General features: G+C 48.2%; 16 protein-coding genes. 9 read left to right on the top strand and 7 right to left on the bottom strand.

The window, feature by feature from the left end; all coding sequences use genetic code 11:
• Positions 1-78 precede the first annotated feature (78 nt).
• Positions 79-5,673, top strand: a complete 5,595-nt coding sequence (locus tag ICL07_RS12010) for an alpha-2-macroglobulin family protein (protein WP_188088139.1) — start codon at positions 79-81, stop codon at positions 5,671-5,673.
• Between the two features lie 36 nt (positions 5,674-5,709).
• On the opposite strand, the gene ICL07_RS12015 is transcribed toward ICL07_RS12010, so the two are convergent.
• Both ICL07_RS12015 and ICL07_RS12020 read right to left on the bottom strand, forming a co-directional pair.
• Positions 5,710-6,876 (bottom strand): MFS transporter, encoded by a 1,167-nt coding sequence (locus ICL07_RS12015; RefSeq protein ID WP_188088140.1) that lies wholly within the window; start codon positions 6,874-6,876, stop codon positions 5,710-5,712.
• Positions 6,873-7,820: an alpha/beta hydrolase gene (locus tag ICL07_RS12020; RefSeq protein ID WP_188088141.1), complete on the bottom strand. Its 948-nt coding sequence runs from the start codon at positions 7,818-7,820 to the stop codon at positions 6,873-6,875. The genes ICL07_RS12015 and ICL07_RS12020 overlap by 4 nt, the downstream gene beginning before the upstream one ends.
• An 88-nt stretch (positions 7,821-7,908) precedes the next feature.
• Between ICL07_RS12020 and ICL07_RS12025 the strand changes: the two genes are divergently transcribed.
• Positions 7,909-8,793, top strand: coding sequence for a LysR family transcriptional regulator (locus ICL07_RS12025; RefSeq protein ID WP_188088142.1), 885 nt, complete (start codon positions 7,909-7,911; stop codon positions 8,791-8,793).
• Between the two features lie 111 nt (positions 8,794-8,904).
• Here ICL07_RS12025 and ICL07_RS12030 read toward each other — a convergent pair whose 3' ends face one another.
• On the bottom strand, positions 8,905-9,951 hold the full coding sequence (locus tag ICL07_RS12030; RefSeq protein WP_188088143.1) for a PDDEXK nuclease domain-containing protein: 1,047 nt from the start codon (positions 9,949-9,951) through the stop codon (positions 8,905-8,907).
• Between the two features lie 171 nt (positions 9,952-10,122).
• On the opposite strand from ICL07_RS12030, the gene pbpC reads away from it, so the two are divergent.
• Positions 10,123-12,519 carry a penicillin-binding protein 1C gene (gene pbpC / locus ICL07_RS12035; RefSeq protein ID WP_188088144.1) on the top strand — a complete coding sequence of 799 codons (2,397 nt, stop codon included), beginning with the start codon at positions 10,123-10,125 and terminating at the stop codon, positions 12,517-12,519.
• Positions 12,520-12,563: 44 nt separating this feature from the next.
• On the opposite strand, the gene ICL07_RS12040 is transcribed toward pbpC, so the two are convergent.
• Genes ICL07_RS12040 through ICL07_RS12050 form a run of 3 tightly spaced genes read right to left on the bottom strand, consistent with a single transcriptional unit; the run spans position 12,564 to position 14,370 of the window.
• Positions 12,564-13,820, bottom strand: coding sequence for a replication-associated recombination protein A (locus tag ICL07_RS12040; RefSeq protein WP_188088145.1), 1,257 nt, complete (start codon positions 13,818-13,820; stop codon positions 12,564-12,566).
• 18 nt (positions 13,821-13,838) lie between these two features.
• Positions 13,839-14,030 carry a globin family protein gene (locus ICL07_RS12045; protein ID WP_188088146.1) on the bottom strand — a complete coding sequence of 64 codons (192 nt, stop codon included), beginning with the start codon at positions 14,028-14,030 and terminating at the stop codon, positions 13,839-13,841.
• A complete protein-coding gene (locus tag ICL07_RS12050; RefSeq protein WP_188088147.1) occupies positions 14,008-14,370 on the bottom strand; it encodes a hypothetical protein in 363 nt (120 codons plus the stop codon). Before ICL07_RS12050 ends, ICL07_RS12045 begins: the two co-directional genes overlap by 23 nt.
• A 286-nt stretch (positions 14,371-14,656) precedes the next feature.
• Between ICL07_RS12050 and ICL07_RS12055 the strand changes: the two genes are divergently transcribed.
• The 6 genes from ICL07_RS12055 (at position 14,657) to ICL07_RS12080 (ending at position 20,588) form a co-directional block, all read left to right on the top strand.
• A complete protein-coding gene (locus ICL07_RS12055) occupies positions 14,657-16,726 on the top strand; it encodes a M13 family metallopeptidase (RefSeq protein ID WP_188088148.1) in 2,070 nt (689 codons plus the stop codon).
• 250 nt (positions 16,727-16,976) lie between these two features.
• Positions 16,977-17,312, top strand: coding sequence for a hypothetical protein (locus ICL07_RS12060; protein ID WP_188088149.1), 336 nt, complete (start codon positions 16,977-16,979; stop codon positions 17,310-17,312).
• A gap of 156 nt (positions 17,313-17,468) precedes the next feature.
• The gene (locus tag ICL07_RS12065; protein WP_188088150.1) at positions 17,469-18,377 is read left to right on the top strand and encodes a transporter family protein; all 909 of its coding nucleotides are present in this window, start codon (positions 17,469-17,471) and stop codon (positions 18,375-18,377) included.
• A gap of 12 nt (positions 18,378-18,389) precedes the next feature.
• Positions 18,390-19,199, top strand: coding sequence for an MbnP family protein (locus tag ICL07_RS12070; RefSeq protein ID WP_188088151.1), 810 nt, complete (start codon positions 18,390-18,392; stop codon positions 19,197-19,199).
• A 17-nt stretch (positions 19,200-19,216) separates the two neighbouring features.
• The gene (locus ICL07_RS12075) at positions 19,217-19,498 is read left to right on the top strand and encodes a YHS domain-containing protein (RefSeq protein ID WP_188088152.1); all 282 of its coding nucleotides are present in this window, start codon (positions 19,217-19,219) and stop codon (positions 19,496-19,498) included.
• Between the two features lie 25 nt (positions 19,499-19,523).
• Positions 19,524-20,588, top strand: coding sequence for a cytochrome-c peroxidase (locus ICL07_RS12080; RefSeq protein ID WP_188088153.1), 1,065 nt, complete (start codon positions 19,524-19,526; stop codon positions 20,586-20,588).
• A gap of 162 nt (positions 20,589-20,750) precedes the next feature.
• Here ICL07_RS12080 and ICL07_RS12085 read toward each other — a convergent pair whose 3' ends face one another.
• Positions 20,751-21,614, bottom strand: a complete 864-nt coding sequence (locus ICL07_RS12085; RefSeq protein ID WP_188088154.1) for a hypothetical protein — start codon at positions 21,612-21,614, stop codon at positions 20,751-20,753.
• Positions 21,615-21,664 lie beyond the last annotated feature (50 nt).

Below are 21,664 nucleotides of genomic sequence, written 5' to 3' on the forward strand. Positions count from 1 at the left end.
TAAAATATTCAAATACATAAATACAAAAAATAGTTCGATCTTCGCCAGGAATCGTTAATCACCATTAATCCATTCCTGATGCACCCAACAAAACGGCTAGTTGCTGTAGTAGCATTATTTGTTTCCCTGGTAGCGCTGTCGCTGATAAGCGGCTGCCGGACTACCAAAAAAGAGATGAACCCCGGATTCGCGAAGTATATTGACGCCTATACCGCCGGTATTATCTCTAAACAAAGTCCCATCCGCATTCATCTGGCGGGGCAGGTCAATGTAACACATACCCAGAACGAACCGCTGGATAAAGAGGTGTTCGATTTTTCTCCTTCCATCAAAGGGAAATCTTATTGGGTAGATGCTACCACCATCGAATTCAGACCGGACGAGAACCTGCAACCGGGCAAAACCTACCAGGCCAATTTCAAACTGGGTAAAATTATGGAAGTGCCTTCGGACCTGAAATCCTTCGATTTCGAGTTCAAAGTCATCAAACCATCTTTCTCCCTGGACATGAACGGGCTGAAAGCCAGCAGCAACACTACACTCGATAAGATGACATTCACCGGTGTGGTGAACACCGCCGATGTGGAAAACCCACAGGCTATCGAAAAAGTAGTGACTGCCCGGTACAACGGTAAAATATTACCCATTACCTGGCAGCATAACGCCGGCGACCGTACGTCGAAATTCAACGTCGCTAATATCGATCGTGGCAACATCGCACGAAACCTGGAAATCAGCTGGGACGGATCTGCCCTCAAAGTAGACAACAGCGGTAAAAAAACGGTAGAAGTACCGGCCGTGGGCGATTTTAAAGTGCTGGACGTAAAAGCCCTGTCGGACCCTGAACAACACCTGCTGGTGCAGTTCTCAGACCCTGTCAGCGTTGCCCAGAGCCTCGAAGGCCTCATCGGTATCAGCGGCCAGGGCGACCTCCGTTATACCATCGATGGCAGCGAAGTGAAAGTATATTCACCCGTACGCCTCGAAGGCAGCTACAACATCGTGATCAATGAAGGCGTGATTAATATTAACGACAAACGCCTCGGCAAATCCTATGCTTCCAACGTGAATTTCGAAAACACCCTGCCAGCCGTAACGATTCCCGGCAAAGGTGTGATCCTCCCCGAAAGCAATAAACTGGTGATGCCGTTTGAAGCCGTAAACCTGAACGCGGTCGACGTCACTATCATCAAAATATACGAAAACAACGTTCCTCAATACCTGCAACGTAATAACCTCGACGGTGAACAGGAGCTGCGTCGTGTAGGCAAACCCGTAGTACAGAAAACCATCCGCCTGGATACCGATAAATCCGTCAACCTCCACAAGAAAAACCGTTTCTTCCTGGACCTGGATAAAATGCTCCGCACCGAACCAGGCGCTATCTACCGCATCACCATCGGCTTCCGTAAAGCCTATGCCATGACTGCCTGCAGTGAAGAGAAAAAAACCGATGCAAAAGAAGGCGAGGAAGGCAGTGAAGAAGAATACAGCGACGACTACTACGACGGCGCCGAAGGGAAAGTAGATGAAGACGACAATTTCTGGGGCCGCTACGACGCCTACTATCCTTATGGATACAACTGGAACCGTCGCGAAGATCCTTGCTCCAACTCCTACTACAATAAAGAAAGATGGGCATCCCGCAACGTTATCAGCTCCAACCTGGGCCTGATTGCCAAAAGAGGCAACAATAACAGCATGGTAGTGGCGGTAACGGATATACGCGATACCAAACCGCTCACCGGCGTTGAACTGGAACTGCTGGACTTCCAGAACCAGGTCATCTTCAAAACCAAGAGCGATGGGGAAGGACTGGCTACCTTCGACCTGAAACGTAAGCCATACCTGCTGATCGCTAAAAAAGACAATGAAAGAGGCTACCTGAAACTCGACGACGGCAACTCCCTGCCACTGAGCCGTTTTGATGTACAGGGCGAAGAAATACAAAGCGGTATCAAAGGTTTCCTCTATGGAGAAAGAGGCGTATGGCGCCCGGGCGATTCTATCTACCTGACATTTATGCTGGAAGATAAAGACAAAAAAATCCCTGCCGACCACCCGGTTACCCTGGAGCTGTACAACCCTAAAGGCCAGCTGTACAAACGTATCAATCAACATGAAAGCCTGAACGGTTTCTATAGCTTCGCTACCGCCACACAGCCCGATGATCCTACCGGCAGCTGGGTAGCGAAAGTAAAAGTAGGCGGCGCCACTTTCCAGAAAAACGTACGCATTGAAACCGTGAAGCCTAACAGGCTGAAAATAAAAATAGACTTCGGTAACAATACCGCCTTGTCTAAAACCGGTACCACCGGCACCCTGTCGGCTATGTGGATGTTCGGCGCCACTGCCCAACACCTCAAAGCCAAAGTAGATGTGTCGCTGGTAAAAGCAGGTACCAGCTTCAAAAAATTCAGCGACTACACCTTCGATGATCCGGTAGGACATTTTGAAACCGAAAACAAAACCATCTTCGAAGGTCCGCTCAGCGAAACAGGCACCGCCCCTGTCAGAGCCGATATACAACTCGGTAAACTGGCGCCCGGACAGCTGAAAGCCAACTTCGAAGTAAAAGTATTTGAACCCGGCGGCGATTTCAGTATCGACCACTTCTCGATGCCATACAATCCGTTCACTTCCTACGTAGGCTTGCGGATGCCTCAGGGCGACCGCACCACGGGCATGCTGCTCACTGATGAAGCCCACACCGTGGACATTGTGGACGTAGACGAAAACGGTAACCTCCTCTCCGGTAGCCGCGAAGTACAGGTAGAGCTGTACAAAGTACGCTGGAGATGGTGGTGGGATGGAAATGATGACAGCGAATACTCCAATTTCACGCAGGATAACTACAACCAGCTGTTGTCCAAAGAAACCATTACCGTTAACAATGGTAAAGGCCAATGGGCACTGCGTATCAACCAGCCGGACTGGGGCCGTTACCTCGTTCGTGTGAAAGACCTGCAAAGCGGGCATACCAGCGGGAAGTCTGTGTATATCGACTGGCCGGGATGGTCGCAGCGTATGCAGAAAGAAAACCCTGCAGAAGCGTCTATGCTGGTGTTTACCTCCGACAAACAACACTACAAGGCAGGTGAAGACGTCAACCTTACCATCCCCAGCAGCGCCGGTGGCAGAGGCCTGATCAGCATTGAATCAGGCAGCAAGGTGCTCAAAACCTTCTGGGTGAATACCCAACAGGGCCAAACCACCTTCCGCTTCAAGGCGGAGAAAAACATGACGCCTAATATATACGTCAACGTTACCCTGCTGCAGCCACATGCACAAACGATCAACGATCTCCCGATCCGTATGTATGGTACCATCCCCATCACCGTGGAAGATCCGGGTACCATCCTGAAACCGGTGATTACGATGGCCGACAAGCTGAAACCGGAATCAGAAGCGACGATTGCCGTCAGCGAAAGCAGCGGCAAACCGATGACCTATACCATTGCCATTGTAGACGAAGGATTGCTGGACCTTACCCGGTTCAAGACTCCGGACCCGCACAGCGTCTTCTATGCAAGAGAAGCACTCGGTGTTAAAACATGGGACCTGTACGACTACGTGGTAGGCGCTTATGGCTCCGACCTGGAACGTATCCTGAGCATCGGTGGTGACGAAGGCCTGAATAAAAATGCCGGCGCCGCCAAAGCGAACCGCTTCAAACCCGTGGTGAAATTCATGGGCCCCTTCTATCTCAAAGGCGGTCAGAAACAAACACATAAATTCAAACTGCCTCCTTATATCGGTTCCGTAAAAGCGATGGTCGTAGCCGGACAGGAAGGCGCTTACGGTTTTGCTGAAAAAGCCGTAGCCGTGAAGAAACCGCTGATGCTGCTCACCACGGCGCCTCGTGTACTGGGCCCTACCGAAACTATACAGGTACCGGTTACCGTATTCGGCCTCGAACCCAATGTACGCTCCGCCAATGTGACCATCAGCACCAGTCCGCTCCTGGAAGTTGTAGGCGAAAGCACCAAAACCGTTACGTTCCCGCAACCAGGTGAACAAATGGTATACTTCGACGTAAAAGTGAAACCGCAGACCGGCATTGCCAAAATCAAGGTAACCGCCAGCAGCGGCGCTGAAAGAGCGGAAGAAAACATTGAAATGGATGTTCGTAACCCGAACCCGGTGATCACTAACGTGATGGACCATACGCTGGAACACGGCGCTAACTGGAGCACGGCCTTCAGTCCTGTGGGTATGGCCGGCACCAACACCGGCGTGCTGGAAGTTTCCACCATCCCGGCGCTCAACCTGGGCAAACGCCTGCAGTTCCTCATCAGCTACCCGCACGGTTGTATCGAACAAACCACTTCCGGCGTGTTCCCGCAACTGGCACTCAATCAACTAATGGACCTGAAAGAAACACAGTTGGCAGAAATAGACCGTAACATCAAGGCGGGCCTGAACAGGCTGAAAGGCTTCCAGACCTCCGATGGTGGCCTCGCTTACTGGCCGGGTCAGGCACAGGCCGATGAATGGGGTACCAACTACGCCGGTCATTTCATACTGGAAGCACAGGCGAAAGGATATACACCACCGCCGGGCCTGCTGGACCAGTGGAAAAAATACCAGCGTAATAAAGCCACCACCTGGACGCCTAATACCCAGAACTTCTATGGCGGCGATCTTACACAGGCTTATCGCCTGTACCTGCTGGCACTGGCCAAAGTACCGGAAGTAGGCGCCATGAACAGACTGAAAGAATTCAAATACATTTCAGTGGCTGCTAAATGGAGACTGGCCGCCGCTTACAAGCTGGCCGGTCAACCGGAAGTTGCCAATTCGCTCATCCAGAACCTGAGTACAGAGGTTAAGCCTTACAATCAACTGGGTGGTACCTTCGGTTCCGATTTACGCGACAGAGCTATGATCCTGGAAACACTCACCATCCTTGGCCAGCGTAACCGCGCCAATGATTTGGTAAAACAGATCGCCAGCAACCTGTCCCAAAACGACCAGTGGTATAGCACACAAACCACTGCCTATGCGCTCATTTCAGTGGCTAAGTTCTGCGGCGCCAACAAAGGCAGCAGCAAAATCAATATCAGCTATACCCTCAACGGCACAAAAGGAAGCGTAAACAGCGAATCGTTTGTAGCGCAGATACCTGTTACCTTCAACGGTGCGCAAGGCAATATCAACCTGCAGAACAACGGACAAAATGTACTGTATGTACGCCTCATTCTGCGTGGTCAGCCGGAAGCCGGACAGGAACCTGTCGCCAGCAACAACCCTGATGTACTGGACCTGCAGGTACGTTACAGCACCCGCGACGGTAAAGCACTGGACCCCGCTACCCTGAAACAGGGCAGTGACTTCATGGCTACCGTTACCATTAAAAACCCCGGCAAACGTGGTTACTACGAGCAAATGGCCCTGTCACAAATATTCCCTTCCGGCTGGGAAATTCTCAATACCCGCCTGATGGACAACGACAGCTCCTTCCACTCGTCACCAGCTACGTATATGGATATACGTGATGACAGGGTATATACCTACTTCAACATTGAAGAAGGTAAAACACACACCTACAATGTACTGCTCAACGCAGCCTACCTGGGACGTTACTACCTCCCGGCCGTTTCCTGCGAAGCGATGTATGATAACACCATTCATGCTTTCGCTACGGGTAAATGGGTAGAAGTAGTGAAATAAAACAGCATATCTTTTACATAAAGCGGCCATCTCTTTTCAGGAGATGGCCGCCTTTTTTTGTACTGTCTTTTCCAGATAATGCTGCAGCAGGATCAGGCTTAAAGCCGCCACTCCAAACAGTCCCATCGCCCAGGGTATACGATCAATACCATACCGGCCAATCACCCATCCACCCGCGAGCGTACCAATGGATATACCCAGGTTACCAATTGAGATAGACAAACTATTCGCAAATTCAGGCGCCTCCGGTGCAAAGGCAATCATATAGGCCTGACCGGTTAAAAAACAAGGCGTGTGCAGAAATCCCCACACCGCAATTAAAAGGACGGTTGCCCAAAACGATATTCCGGAATAAGCAATGGGGATAGCAATTAGCGTCAAGCCAGCTAAAAAAATAATCGTTGTTCCGGTAAGACTTCTACCTAAAGCCCTTCCAGCCGCAAAATTACCCAACACTCCCATGATACCGAACAACAGCAGCATACCGCTGATAGTGGCGGCGTTCATCCCGTTCATCTTTCCCAGGTAATCGGCAAAATAAGCATAGGTAGTAAACATAGCTGCATTCATGAAGAACACCATCGCCGCGCTGCGTATAAATGCCGGTTTCCGGAGTATCGTCAAATGTTTTGCAGGCGATTTTTTTGTCATCACCGGCAGGGCAGGTAACAACAGCAGGATCATCACCAGTGCGATAAGACTGATAATACTTTGTACTATAAACGAAGACTGCCAGCTATCCAACACACCGGCAACGTAAGTGGCAAAAGGTACGGTGGTAACAGTGGCAATACCTATTCCGCCCAAAACAACCGCCATCATCTTATGCCGGTCCTGTTTACCCGCAGCCGCTGTAGCCGCTGCAATGGCGGTGGAGATATACACCGGCTGCAGGAAAGCCGGCAACATTCTGGCTACCAGCAGCAGCCAGAATGGAGGAGATAATAACGATATCAAACCGGAAGCCAGGAAGAGTGCAAGGCTCAACGCCATGATGTTTTTACGGTCAACCCGTGATAATAACAGCATCATAAAAGGTCCTGCAAAAGCAATCACACCTGCAAAGGCGCTCAACAATAATCCTGCATCTTCAATACTCACCCTGTAATACCGGGCTATCTGTGGCAGAATACCGATTACGCCAAACTCAGTTGTAATCACCCCGATCATACCGAGGCATCCTACATAGGCTATCTTCTTCATCGGGCAGATTGATTATGCGCTTTCAAAAAAACAGCTACTTCTTCGATAGCACGTTTTCCATCCGGAATCATGCCGCCCATCTGAAAGAAGCCGTGTATCATGCCTTTGTAGGCAGACAACTGCACGTTCACGCCTTCGGATTGAAGCCGGTCAGCATATTGTACCGCTTCATCCCGCAGCGGATCATATTCCGCTGTCAGGATGAGTGTTGGCGGTAATCCATTCAGATCGCCGGCTAACAGTGGCGCAGCATCCGGATGGTTTCTGTCGGCAGAAGCAGGAGTGTACATGTCCCAGGCCATACGGCCACCCTCCAGGGTAAGATTAGGTCCGTCCGCAAATGTTTGCCAGGATGCTGTTTGCAGCGATGAATCCGTAACGGGATAGATCAGTGCCTGGCAACGGACATCAATACCCATCGTTTTTACGGCACGCCGGGTAAGGGCAGCGGCGAGGGCGCCGCCGGCACTATCGCCCGCCAATGCGATACAGGAAGCATCTATACCCAGTTCCGCTGCATGTGCATGTACCCATTGCAACACTGCTATACTATCATTGAATCCGTAGGGAAAAGGGTATTCCGGAGCCAGCCGGTAATCTACCGCAATAAACACCGCATTAGACAAGCGGGCCAGCGAACGTACAGGCCTGTCGTGGGTTTCGAGGTTGCCCGCATTAAACCAGCCTCCGTGAAAGTAGAGCACCACCGGCAGCAACGGCAATGCCGACGGGCGATAGATGCGGATGGGAACTGCACCGGCTGATGAGGGCACCTCCCGGTCTTCTATATGAAACAGCGTTTCCGGTTCTCCTGCCATAGGAATAAATCCTTCGTAAAACTTTCTGCCAGCCAATACGGGATCAGCTATGGCCGGCATCGGGATAGCCTGGATAAAATCCAGCGCAGCCACCACTTCCCGCGATAAACTCAATTGCTCGTTCATTTTTTTTCAACAAAATTGCATCGCTTTTACCCATAAAATAAAATAGTATGATTTATCATCTTCATAAAAATATTTATACCTTCATAACATGGTAAATCTGGAATGGTACAGGACATTTAAGGCGGTATATCAAACAGGATCGCTGACCGCAGCATCCAAAGCACTCTTTATCTCCCAGCCTAACGTCAGTCAGCATATCTCCGCCCTGGAGGCCTATATCGGGCAACAGCTCTTTGAGCGAAAACCCAAACTAATCCCTACAGATCACGGAAAATTATTCTATACCCAACTGATTGCCCCATTGGAGAAACTGGAGCACCTGGAAGCCACTTTCACGGCGCTGTGCAATAACCGGCAACTGCCTGCTATCCGCTTAGGTACGGTGAAAGAAATATTTCATTCCGTGCTGCTGAAAAAGTTGCCCGCCTTACCGGCAGATATGATCACTACGTTCGGCTTAACAAAAGACCTCCTGGCAAAACTGGGTAACGGCGAACTCGATTTCGTGATCGCTACCCAACGTACCGATAGAAAGGATATTTTCTTTGAACCCGTTCTGACAGAGTCTTTTGTAATCGCCGCCCACCCGGCAGCAGACTGCAAAAAATTTCGCGCACTGCTTAAAAAGAATGACCTGGAGAAAGCAGAAGAATGGCTGCTGCAGCAAACATGGTACGCCTATAGCACCGACCTGGCTATTATACGGCGGTTCTGGCTCACGAATTTCAACAAACGCCCCACTATTAAACCCCGCTACGTTATCCCGGATATGAACACCATTCTGCAGTCCATCAGCAATAGTGAGGGGTTTACAGTAGCGGCAGACTACCTGGTGAAAGACCTTCAGAAAGAAGGTAAATTACAGGTGATATGGAAAGGAGCAGTGCCTACTACCAATGTTATTTATCTGGCTTATGACAAAACAAAAACCACTTCCAAACAAGTGGAAGTGGTGAAATCATTGTTGGCGTAAAATAATCGAATTAGGAATATTATTAAATTGTGTCATCAGTGATGAGACAAATTTTCACCTATTTATCAATTGTTTACAAATAAAAAAGTGATATTTTATTAAAAATATTAATCATTCTACTTCTTCAAATAATTCATGCAGTTTTTGCTGCAACAGTTTTTTATCCGGTAAAAAAGTTTGGTATTCAGCAATGATAGTAGGCGATAAACTTCTGTTGATAGCATATTCCACCACCTCGCTGTTTTGTTCTTTACACAGCAAAATACCAACACTGGGTCTTTCATGTGCCCGTTTCGCACGCCTGTCTAATGCTTCCAGATAAAAATTGAGCTTCCCGATATATTCCGGCATAAAGGCAGTTGTCTTTAGCTCAAACGCCACCAGGCATTGCAGATCACGATGATAAAATACCAAATCGATGTAGAAATCAGTACCACCAACAGTCACACGGTATTCTTCACCAATGAAGCTGAACCCATCACCTAATTCATGAATGAAGTCTTTTATTTTACGGATCAGGGCATGCCGTAAATCCTTCTCATCATGATTTTCAGGAAGATTTAAAAACTCGAAAACGAACTTATCTCTGAACAGCATATTTTCATCAGTACCAATTCTCTCCCTTGAGATCGGAGACTGTTGTTGTCCCAGTTGTACTCTCTCGTACAAGCTACTTTTAATCTGCCTTTCCAATTCGCGAACGGAATAGTTTTCCTGTACAGACAAACGTAGATAAAACTCACTTTCTTCTCGTGATTTTGTTTTACCCATCAGTGTAATATGATGGCTCCAGGTAACTCTTACCAACAGCGTATTACGAATATCCGTAAATTGTCTCGACAGTGTCGAGACAATTTCTTGTTGATTTCCAGATGATTTTGTAGATTTTTTTTCTAAATATGGGATATTAGAGCTATAAAACTGCCTCATCTTGTAAAGATTCGACCTCGTAAATCCCTTCAATTCGGGATGTTTTCTAAGAATATGGAGTGCCAACTCCTCAAGTGTACTTTCTCCCCAACTGGCACTTGCAATTTTCTGATGGATATATTCACCCACCTGCCAGTAGAGATTGATCATTTCAATGTTTACATTTTTTTGGGCATTGTACTGCGAACGCTTAATAAGCGTTACTATTTCCGTAAATTGCTCCGTCATAAAAAAAGTTTTTTTGGGTTAATTGGATATGGTTTCAAAAAAGAAGAAGTCAAATTTAAGTACAAGGAAACACAATACCCTGTTCATTTTGAAGGTGATAATGAACAGATCAAAGTGAATGATTTCCCTGCCTCAAAACAGTAACCCAATCAACAATACTATTATCACGCAATGAAATTTCAACGCTTCCCGCAATGGTGCAAAAAGAGAAAATGGTGGCTCACCGCCGCCGGTATCCTGCTGATTGCCTATTATTTTTGTTTGCCCCGCCAACTGTTTACCAGCCCTACTTCCTTTGTTTTGGAAGATGTCAACGGAGATTTATTAAACGCCAGTATCGCGCCGGACGGGCAATGGCGCTTCCCCTACAACGCTCATGTACCGGAGAAATTTGAAAAATGTATTGTTGCTTATGAAGACAAACGTTTTTATTACCATTGGGGGATAGACCCGCTGGCCGTTAGCCGCGCTATCCGGCAGAACCTGCGCGGAAAGAAGGTAGTCAGCGGCGGCAGTACCCTGACGATGCAGGTGATCCGTATATCCCGTAATCAGCCCCGCACCTTCTGGCAGAAGATGGTGGAAGCAGTACTGGCTACACGACTGGAATTTGCAGCCTCCAAAAAGAAAATCATCGCACTGTATGCGGCGAATGCACCTTTCGGTGGTAACGTAGTGGGACTGGAAGCCGCTTCCTGGCGCTATTACGGCCGCAAAGCGGATCAGCTCTCCTGGGGCGAAATGGCGGCACTGGCCGTGTTGCCGAATAGTCCGGCCCTGGTGCATCCCGGCCGTAACCGTAACACGCTGCTCAATAAACGAAACCAATTACTCGATAAACTCTATCATAACAAAACCATTGACAGTATTACCTGTCAGCTGGCGAAGCTGGAACCCTTGCCGGCACAGCCTTTGCCGCTACCGCAGGATGCGCCTCACCTGCTGGACCGCTTCCGCCTCGACTACCAGCAACAAAAATCCGATGGGCCTACCCGTATCAAAAGCACCGTGGAAGCCGCGTTGCAAAGGAATGTAACCGCCATCACGGAAAGATATCACAATGCCTACAAAGCCAACAACATCAACAATGCGGCGGTGTTGGTGCTGGATGTGGAAACAGGCAATACCCTCGCCTATGTCGGTAATATCTACACCCCTTCAGATCCTGAACTGGAAAGCCATGTGGATATTATACAGGCCAGACGCAGCCCCGGCAGTACGCTCAAACCGGTACTCTACGCGGCCATGCTCAACGATGGTCTGATACTCCCGAATACCCTGATACCGGACATTCCCACACAAATTGCCGGTTATTCGCCACAGAACTTCGATCTGGGCTACGACGGGGCAGTACCCGCTTCCCGCGCACTGGCCCGTTCGCTCAACATCCCGGCTGTACGTATGCTGCAGATGTACCGCTATGAACGTTTTCACACGCTGCTACAGAAAATGGGCATCACCACCCTCAACAAACCGGCCGATCACTACGGTCTGTCGCTGATCCTGGGCGGTGGAGAAACCACGCTATGGGAGATGTGCGGCATGTACGCCAGTATGGCACGCACGCTCATCCACCTGGACCAGTACAATGGCAAATACGATATGGATGATATTCATCCGCCAAATTATCAGGCGGATATACAACGTCCTTCTCAATATGGTCTCAGCAAGGAAGGCATCCTCAACGCCGGCGCTATCTGGTATACCTTTGAAGCGATGACGGAAGTGATGCGTCCGGGAGAGGAACTGTTGTGGCAACAGTTCTCCTCATCGCAGCGCATTGCCTGGAAAACAGGTACCAGCTTCGGTTTCCGCGATGGCTGGGCCATCGGTCTCACCCCTAAATATGTAGTAGGGGTGTGGGTAGGAAATGCTGATGGGGAAGGTCGTCCGGGGCTCATCGGGGTGTCTACGGCGGCGCCTATACTTTTTGATGTATTCCGCCAGTTACGCACGGGAGGCTGGTTTACGACGCCTACCGCACTGCTGAAAAAAGTGGAAGTATGCCGTAAAAGCGGTTATCGTGCCAGCGACCTTTGCGATGAAAAAGATTCCGTTATGGTACCGGCAGCTGGTATCCGTTCCGGCGTATGCCCCTTCCATCAGTTGGTACACCTGGACCGTACCGGTCAGTGGCGGGTTACAGAAGCCTGCGAATCGCCACAGTTCATGCAACACAAAGCATGGTTTATTCTGCCGCCTTCACAGGAGTACTACTATAGAAGCAAAAACTATTATGCGCCGCTACCGCCTTATAAACCGGATTGCCTGGCTTCACTGGGGCAGGACCGGGCGCCTATTGAGCTGATTTATCCGCGGCCCAATACCCGTATTTATGTGCCCACGGAGTTAAACGGCCAACCCGGCCAAACCATCTTCACCGCCACCCACCGTAACAGTGCCGCGAAAATATACTGGCACCTGGATAATAACTTCATCGGCGAAACAGTAGAATTTCATCAGATGGCATTACATCCGCCACCAGGCAAACATACCATCACACTGGTAGATGAAAATGGTGAACGGTTGGAACAAACTTTTGAAATCTTACAAAAAGATAAAGAGTAATAACAATAAAAAAGCGAAGACAAGGTCTTCGCTTTTTTATTGTATCAATAATTGTATTTGTCTTTCCACAACTGCTTCAAATGCTTACGCAGCTCGTCTTCCCGCGGGTTCTTTCCCGGATCATACAGCTTAGTGCCTTTAATAGCATCCGGTAAAAATTCCTGTTCCACGAAGTTATTGCCGTAATCATGAGCATAGGCATATCCCTTGCTATAGCCCATTTCTTTCATCATTTTCGTAGGGGCGTTACGGATATGCATCGGTACCGGCAGATCACCGGTTTTCGCTACCATGGCCTGAGCGGCATTGATAGCCATGTAAGAAGCGTTGCTCTTCGCAGAAGAAGCCAGGTAAGTCACGCATTGCGACAGGATAATCCGTGATTCGGGATAACCGATCAGGTTCACCGCCTGGAAGCAGCTGGTAGCCAGCAACAGCGCATTGGGATTGGCATTGCCGATATCTTCAGATGCCAGTATCACCAGCCGGCGTGCAATAAACTTCACGTCTTCACCTCCTTCTATCATGCGGGCCAGGTAGTACACAGCCGCGTTCGGATCGCTGCCACGAATACTTTTGATGAAGGCAGAAATAATATCGTAGTGCTGTTCGCCGGTTTTATCGTATATGGCTACCCGTTGCTGCGCAATGTCCATCACTTTCTGATCGGTGATCACAATAGGATCTTCCTGCAGCGTGCTCACCACCAACTCAAACAGGTTGAGCAGTTTGCGGGCATCGCCGCCGGAAATATTAAACAACGCAGCGGTTTCCTTTAATTCAATGTTTTTGCTTTGCAGCCATTTATCCCGCTCCATAGCCTGACGGAGCAGTTCTTTCAATTGGTCATCGCCCAGTGGTTTCAACACATATACCTGGCTACGCGATAATACCGCGGCATTTACTTCGAAAGAAGGATTTTCAGTGGTAGCACCTATCAGGGTGATAATCCCCTTTTCTACGGCTCCCAGCAGGGCATCCTGCTGGGCTTTATTGAACCGGTGGATCTCATCAATGAAAAGCACCGCATGCACCTGCCGGCGGGCCATTTCTATCACTTCCCGCACTTCTTTTACACCGGCAGAAATAGCGCTTAGCGTATAAAAAGGTACCTGAAGGGTATGTGCAATAATATTGGCGATGGTTGTTTTACCCACACCGGGAGGACCCCATAAAATCATGGAAGGTATTTTTCCCTGCTCAATGGCTTTTCTGAGGATACTGTCTTTTCCGGTAAGATGTTCCTGCCCCACCAGTTCATCCAATGTCACCGGTCTTAACCGTTCTGCTAATGGTTGCATAACTTATTTTCTAGCGGATTATGGTTTGGGTTGATTGATCTGCTGCATTTTGTACTGCATAATATCCCTGATAGAGCGGGCACGGCTGACAGCCAGCTCCGCTTTTTCTCCGGTAAACAGTTCGTTGACCGTGGCTTCAAACAAAGAGATCCTGCGGTCAAAATGAACCGGTTGCAGTGGTATTTTCTTATTCTTCTTCCTGTCTCTCATCCCGTTGTGTCCATTCCCTCAGGAAACGGAAAGACAGGTTGGCATTAAATGTCAGGATAAAACCAATCAGCAGGAACACGATGCCCATTGGTGTTAATACAGCCGGGTTATCTCCCCCCAATTGCTGTACCACATCTTTTTTGGCTTCCGGTGGCATAGCCAGGATACCGGCGCCCAACAAAAACAGGATACCACCCCAAATAAGGGTGATTACTCCCATGATCCGGATGCCACCCGGTGTATTTTCTTTCAGCTGTACCTCTGGTATAAGCAGGCTGCGCTGGAGATATATCGATAAAATACTATGTATAAAGCAGGCGCCCCAAGCCATGACCGACACGATCAACAATGGATAAAAGCCTACAGTAAAGATCGAAAGTATGCCCGCAAACGTAAAAAAACCTGTTATCATCAAGGCAAGGGCGGTAAAAATCTTGTATAATTTAAACATCAAACGCATCCAAAAAGCTCATTTTACGATACAAACCTACCTAATTCCCGCCTAATTTAGGAGAAAATCAAGGATCTTCTCCCGTTGTTTTTCTATAACCCTTGCCGCTCATGTAAAAGCGCTGATTTTTGCTCCCCTCTTTTCCATAACTTTAAACACTAAACCTGTTTTACATATGAAGAAAAACAATGCGGTAAAACTACCGTTGCTGGCCGCCATGGTTACGTTTGCGGCCTGTAACTCCAACAGTTCCACGCAGCAGCAACATTCCGAAGCAGCCACCGATACCGCCAAGGTACCGGCATTTAACCTGGCCGACATCGACACTGCCTACAAGGCCTGCGATGACTTCGACAACTATGCTAACGGAGGTTGGAAAAAAAACAACCCCATCCCTTCTACCGAAAGCCGCTGGGGCGCCTTCGGCATCCTTGACAAACAGAACAAGGAAGTCCGCCTGAAAGGCATCATCGCTGAGCTGAGCGGCAAAAAAGATTTGAAAAAAGGTACGGAAGAACAACAAATCGCAGACTACTATGCTTCCTTCCTGGATACCGCTACCATCGAAAAAAGAGGTATCACCCCGCTGAAACCCTACCTCGATAAAATTGAAGCTATCAAGAACCTGGGCGACTGGGCTGCGGTAACCGGCGAACTCCAGAAGATAGGCGTATCCTCCTTCGTGGGCTTCGGTGCGGAAGCTGATGCCAAAAACAGTAAAATGAATGTCCTCTATCAGGGACAAAGCGGTCTGAGCCTCGGCGAAAAAAGCTACTATGAGAAAACAGACGACGCCACTAAAAAAGTGCGGGAAGAATTCGTTCAACACGTAGATAAAATGTTCAGCCTCGCTGGTTTCCCGGAACAAAAACCAGGTGTGACCATCCTCGGCATCGAAACACAGCTGGCTAAAATCCAGCTCTCCAATGTGGAACTGCGCGATCCTGTTAAAACCTATAACAGAGCGGCCTTCACAGAACTGAAAACACTGGCGCCGGCCTTCGATTGGGATGCCTTCACCCAGAAACAGGATATCAAAACAGATACTGTCATCCTGCAGAATAAAGGTTATATCACCAATGCCGAAAAACTGCTGAAACAAACGCCCATTGAAGTACTGAAAACATATACCAAATGGCAACTGCTCACCAGCTTCGCCGGCTACCTGCCGAAGTCTTTTGATGAGGAGAATTTCCATTTCTTCGGTACTGTAATGACCGGCAAAAAAGCCCAGAAAACACGTCCGGAAAGAGCTATCCGCTCCACCGATTCCAAACTGGGTATGCCACTGGGCAAACTGTTCGCTAAAAAATATTTCCCTGAAAGCAGCAAGGAGAAAGTATCCAAAATGATCGAAAACGTACGCAGTGTATACGGCGAACGTATCGATAAACTCACCTGGATGAGCGACTCCACCAAACAAATGGCCCGCAAAAAACTGGCCTCCTTTACCTATAAAATCGGTTATCCCGATAAATGGAGAGACTATTCTTCTATCCAGGTTGACAAAGGCACACTCCTCGAAAACGCCATCTCCGCTGTGCTTTATGAGCATAAAGAGAATATCGATAAAATCGGTAAACCCGTGGATAAAAGCGAATGGGGCATGACACCACAAACTGTAAACGCATACTACAACCCGCTCAACAACGAAGTTGTATTCCCTGCCGGTATCCTGCAACCGCCGTTCTACAATCCTAATGCCGATGACGCGATCAACTACGGCGGCATCATCGCTGTAATCGGTCACGAATTTACCCACGGCTTCGATGATCAGGGCTCCCAGTTCGATGCAGATGGTAACCTCAAAAACTGGTGGACCAAATCTGACCGCGCTAACTTCGATAAACTGACCAAAAGCTATATCGACTACTTCAGCAAAATCGAAGTACTGCCTGGCGTAAAAATCAACGGCGCACTCACCATCGGTGAAAACGTTGCTGACCTCGGCGGCCTCACCCTCGCTTACTACGCACTGAAAAAATCTTTCGAAGGTAAAGAGGAACCCAAACCAATTGACGGCTTCACCTGGCAACAACGCTTCTTCCTCGGATGGGCGCAGGTATGGCACGGTAACATCACCGAAGCCGCACTTCGCCAGCAAATCCAGACAGATCCTCACTCTCCGGCAAGAGACCGTATCAACGGACCGCTGCCTCACCTGCAGGAATTCCAGGCTGCATGGGGATGTGCTCCGGGTAGCAAAATGGCATTACCGGAAGCACAAAGAGTTGTCATCTGGTAACGTTGATGAACATGATTTTTGCTGATTTCGCTGATTGGCGGAGATCAATGTATAATATCCTGAAACGCATGCCCACTGAAAAGATCAGTGGGCATGTCGCTTTATATAGCATCTCCTCAATATCAAAATATCCAAATAAACAAATAACATGATTTATATCAGTTTTGATAAATGCACGAATATTTTATGATGAAAATATCTATTTTTGCAACGCGTGAAAAAACTCTCCTGCATATTATTGTGTTTCATCATGCTACTGCAAAACTTTGGTTCAGTGGTGGTGTTTATCAGCTATAAGATAAACCAGGCCTACATTGCAGCCAACCTTTGCGAAAACAGGAACAACCCGTCCATGCATTGTAACGGGAAGTGCCAGCTACGTAAACAACTATTGAAGGAAGAACAACAGGAACAAAAAAATCCTTACACTCAAAAAGAAAACAAAGAGATCACTTTATTCTGCGAACAACTAATTTTCTCCGGTGAGGCGCCCTGCTTCGATATTCACACGGAACTTACCGCATTCTATCTCATAAAACCCACCCACAGTCCCGCCAACAGCGTATTTCACCCGCCCCTCTGCTAAACCGTCTGTGTTATTCATGTCAGTCTGCTGATAGTTATTTACTATCACGCATCTTTTATTATCGTCAGACATACACGCATCGTGTATCGTCCTTGTTATCGCTATTCATTTACGTATAGCCGATACTGTTATTGCTTTGCCGTATAAACCCTTACAATGAAAAAGTTATTTTTCATCATGGCTATGCTCATGCCTGTATCCGTCATGGCCTGCGACATCTGCGGATGTTCTGCCAGCGGTTACCAGCTGGGTATACTGCCGCAATACCATAAGAACTTCATCGGTCTCCGCTACGGATACCGGCAATTTAAATCCACCCATCCCATGGAATTGGGCAACACCATGAACCACGAGTCCAGGGAATTTTATCATACTACAGAAGTATGGGGCAGATGGTACGCTACCAAAAAACTACAGTTCTTTGCCTTTGTGCCGTTTCAATATTTCAGACGGGAAGAAGGGAAAAGTATCACCACTGTTTCCGGCCTCGGTGATATCACACTCATGGCCAATTACACCTTTATTGACAACAACTGGGACCTCAGCAAAAAATGGCACCATGTATTCCAGGCGGGTGGCGGTATTAAACTACCCACCGGCAAAACAGGCATCCCCGATGAAGGTGGCAATATCTACCAGAACTTTCAACCGGGCAGCCGCAGCACCGATTTTGTATTGAATGCGGTATATACTGTCCGGAGGGGAAAATGGGGCCTGAATACGGATGCCAGCTATCGTATCAATACCACCAACAAAGAAGAATACCGGTTTGGCAATCGTTTCAACACCTCGTTACGGGGTTTCCTGTACCAGCCGGTCAGCAAAACTGTGGCCTTACAGCCCTACGCAGGTCTCATGTATGAACACGCCGAAGGCGACCACCAGCTGCAAAAAACCAAGGAATATACCGGCGGCGATATGTTGCATACCAGCATCGGAGCGGATGTATATTTCAACCGTTTCTCTGCCGGGGTACAAGCCCAGCTACCGGTATACCAGCATCTTTCCGCCGGGTATAATAAAACATATGCGCGTTTATCCGCTACCGTTAATTTCTTCTTCTAAAAAGATCATCTCATGAAACAAAATATTCTACTCTTCAGCATACTCACCATCCTGGCTTCCTGCTCTAAAGACAGTACCGCACCGGCAAACGACCCGAACGAAAAAGGCGTGGTGGTACTGGAATTCGATAACCGCGCCGGCACCGACGACCTGATTCTGAACAATCAGCAGTACCGCAACGCGACCGGTGAATCACTCACCATCAGCAAGTTTGCCTACTATGTCAGCAATTTCCGGCTGATCACGGCTTCCGGACAGGTATATACCGTGCCCCAGGACAGCTCCTATTTACTGATCAGCGAAGACAATAAAGCCTCCGGCTTTCATACGCTCTACAATGTGCCGGCCGGTGATTATACCCAGGTAAAATTTATGATCGGGGTAGACAGTGCCCGGAATACCATGGATATCAGCAAACGCCCCGGTGTACTGGACCCGGCAGAAGGTGCGGCTGATATGTACTGGAGCTGGAACAGCGGCTATATCTTCGCTAAACTGGAAGGCGGTTCACCAGCTTCCACCGATGCACAAAAGTTGTTCCGGTATCATATCGGTCTGTATGGTGGCAATTTTAATAACGGCCCGCGTACGCTCAACAATACCCGGGAGGTAACGCTTACCATTCCCAACAACGGCAAAGCCATCGTCCGCCGCGACCGCCGGGCACAAATCCATTTCTTCGCAGATGCGCTGAAAATGCTGAACGGCACCACCAATGTGAGCGTCGCTGTTAATCCAAATGTAATGGCGGGGCCATATTCAGAGAAAATCGCGGATAATTACACGCAAATGTTTAACATTGACCATGTGCATAACGAGTAACATTAATTAATTCTATCATGAAACAAGTGATCTTAACCTGTAGCGTCCTCCTGGCCCTTGCCTGCAATCAAAACAGCAAACCTGCTGAAACCCAAGATGCACCCATGCCTGAAGTACCCGCTACTACGGAAACCGCTGTCAGCGATAAACTGCCCGATCCTGTATGCCAGATGCCTTATGACACGGCCTACAAAGAATGGACTGTTTATGAAAAAGACACGATTCATTTTTGCTCTGTCACCTGCAAGGAAGTCTTTCTTAAAAATCCGGGAAAATATATGGCTAAACTGAAAAAGTAAGCATTCCTGATTAATTTATTCGTTTATGCATCATCGTTATAGGTGGGGCAGGGGCATTGTATTGCCTTTACTCACCGTTGTTACCAGCGTTGCTTGTCACAAACAAAGCACCCCTCCCGGGCCGGCTACCAACATCACTTTTGTGAAGCCGGCCGGCTTCCCCGAACCGGTGTACCGGCTGGCCGACAACCCGGTCACCAACGACGGGTTTGCCCTCGGCAAAGTACTCTTTTACGACGGCGTCCTCAGCCGCGATGGCACCATCAGCTGCGCCAGTTGCCACATACAGGCCAACGCGTTCACCCATCACGGGCATGATGTGAGTCACGGTATCGAAGACCGGCTGGGTACCCGTAACTCCCCGCCTATTCAGAACCTGGCCTGGTCCACCACTTTCTTCTGGGATGGTGGCGTGCATGACCTCGACCTTCAGCCCATTGCCCCCATCGAAAACCCGGTGGAAATGGACGATAAGCTGAACAACGTTATCGGGAAACTGCAACGCAACAATCGCTACCAGCAGCTGTTTGAAAAAGCATTCGGCTCACCGGGCATCAACAGTACCCGGATGCTGAAAGCCCTGTCCCAGTTTATGGTGATGCTGGTCAGCGCCGACTCCCGCTATGACCGTTTTATAGCCGGCAAAGAAAACTTCAGTGAAACAGAGAAAAAAGGTCTCGCTCTTTTTGAGCAACGCTGCGCCAGCTGCCATAAACCGCCTTTGTTCACTGACAATAGTTTCCGTAACAACGGCGTAGCACCCCGCCCGTTTGGCACCGATTCCGGACGTGCTAAAATAACCCTGCTGGAAGAAGACCTGTATAAGTTTAAAGTCCCCTCCCTGCGGAACGTAGCCCTCACGGCACCTTATATGCACGACGGGCGCTTTGGCAGCCTCGAAAGCGTAATGAATCATTACGACAACGGCTTTTATCCCACAGCGTCACTGGATCCGGTTTTCAAAAGCGGTTTTACACTCAGCCAGGATGATAAACAAGCGCTGATTGCTTTTCTGAAAACCCTCAGCGATAAAGGTTTTATTACCGATGAACGGTTTGCCCCGCCACCGGGATTTGTGCAGGGAGATTGATTTTCGAAGGGTTGGCTCAAAAAGCAAGCACAGCAGACAAACAAGAACAAGCGTTCACCAGACACTCAATAAACAAGGGCCGACCAAAAGCAGTGGTCAGCCCTCTAAAATGTTTATCGTGTTGAATTTTCCTCAAAAAATCACGATGATATAATTTGATCGTTACCACGGCGCATTTTTCATGTTTTCAAACTTCCTGTTATAATGACGCTTATTATCAAACCCAGCATAACCCAAATTATCCGCTGGAGAAATGTCTCCATCCAAAATATTGGTATTAACAAAACTGAAGAATCCCAGCTCTTTCAGATTTCGGACGAAATCGATCGATGGTAGTGGCCCGCAATCCCCTAAGATAATTTTTTTGAGATGGACCAGCTGACGAAGAACGGTGTCGTAGTTAGACAATTTTCTGCAATATTCTAAAATCAAGGTCATCAGGTGTGGCGCTATAGCCTCTAATCCATCCAGGGTGGTTAATTTCGACAAATAATGCCCCTCGAAATGCCCCAGAGATCGCATGGCATCAATTCCCTTGAAAGATTCAATGTTTGATTCAGTAATTTTCAGAATATTGGTTTGGGTACAACCCGAAAGGATTGTAAAATCTTTTGAAGCGGGTTTAAATTTCCATATTTCAAGATGCAGGATGTTGTTAGGCTGATCTAAGCCTTTTATTTTGTTATTCCAATCAATTGAACACTCCTTCAGAGCGCTGAATCGGGTAAGATCTACTTCATGTTTACCATTACTGATTGAAAGCTTTTGTAACTTTTTTAGCGCATAGATAGCAGAAATATCTTCTAAGTCTGCTGCACAAAAAACTTCGGTAAAAAAATCATACTGATGAAGGAAATTCAGGTCGGGAAGGTAATCTTCGTAATCATTAATGATTATAGCTTTGATGTTCTTTTTAACGGCATAGTTAAGGCATGCCTGTAATCGGTTTGACTCAAGGACAAGAAACTTGGTACTGCTCCCATGCTGGGATGTTATTTGGAAGCCATCGGTGATTACTGTTTTCATTTTCCGAAGATTACTAAACACCAGAAACCTGCTTTTCAGGTTTCCCCCCG

The sequence above is a fragment of the Chitinophaga qingshengii genome (assembly GCF_014529935.1).
In the GTDB taxonomy this organism is placed as follows: Bacteria; Bacteroidota; Bacteroidia; order Chitinophagales; family Chitinophagaceae; genus Chitinophaga; species Chitinophaga qingshengii.

What these genes read in the sequence shown, in the direction of transcription:
- ICL07_RS12055 (WP_188088148.1), top strand. Translation starts at nt 14,657, where the DNA reads ATGAAGAAAAACAATGCGGTAAAACTACCGTTGCTGGCCGCCATGGTT.
- ICL07_RS12030 (WP_188088143.1), bottom strand. Translation starts at nt 9,951, where the DNA reads ATGACGGAGCAATTTACGGAAATAGTAACGCTTATTAAGCGTTCGCAG.
- ICL07_RS12025 (WP_188088142.1), top strand. Translation starts at nt 7,909, where the DNA reads ATGGTAAATCTGGAATGGTACAGGACATTTAAGGCGGTATATCAAACA.
- pbpC (WP_188088144.1), top strand. Translation starts at nt 10,123, where the DNA reads ATGAAATTTCAACGCTTCCCGCAATGGTGCAAAAAGAGAAAATGGTGG.
- ICL07_RS12065 (WP_188088150.1), top strand. Translation starts at nt 17,469, where the DNA reads ATGAAAAAGTTATTTTTCATCATGGCTATGCTCATGCCTGTATCCGTC.
- ICL07_RS12070 (WP_188088151.1), top strand. Translation starts at nt 18,390, where the DNA reads ATGAAACAAAATATTCTACTCTTCAGCATACTCACCATCCTGGCTTCC.
- ICL07_RS12020 (WP_188088141.1), bottom strand. Translation starts at nt 7,820, where the DNA reads ATGAACGAGCAATTGAGTTTATCGCGGGAAGTGGTGGCTGCGCTGGAT.
- ICL07_RS12080 (WP_188088153.1), top strand. Translation starts at nt 19,524, where the DNA reads ATGCATCATCGTTATAGGTGGGGCAGGGGCATTGTATTGCCTTTACTC.
- ICL07_RS12085 (WP_188088154.1), bottom strand. Translation starts at nt 21,614, where the DNA reads ATGAAAACAGTAATCACCGATGGCTTCCAAATAACATCCCAGCATGGG.
- ICL07_RS12010 (WP_188088139.1), top strand. Translation starts at nt 79, where the DNA reads ATGCACCCAACAAAACGGCTAGTTGCTGTAGTAGCATTATTTGTTTCC.
- ICL07_RS12045 (WP_188088146.1), bottom strand. Translation starts at nt 14,030, where the DNA reads ATGAGAGACAGGAAGAAGAATAAGAAAATACCACTGCAACCGGTTCAT.
- ICL07_RS12015 (WP_188088140.1), bottom strand. Translation starts at nt 6,876, where the DNA reads ATGAAGAAGATAGCCTATGTAGGATGCCTCGGTATGATCGGGGTGATT.
- ICL07_RS12060 (WP_188088149.1), top strand. Translation starts at nt 16,977, where the DNA reads ATGCTACTGCAAAACTTTGGTTCAGTGGTGGTGTTTATCAGCTATAAG.
- ICL07_RS12040 (WP_188088145.1), bottom strand. Translation starts at nt 13,820, where the DNA reads ATGCAACCATTAGCAGAACGGTTAAGACCGGTGACATTGGATGAACTG.
- ICL07_RS12075 (WP_188088152.1), top strand. Translation starts at nt 19,217, where the DNA reads ATGAAACAAGTGATCTTAACCTGTAGCGTCCTCCTGGCCCTTGCCTGC.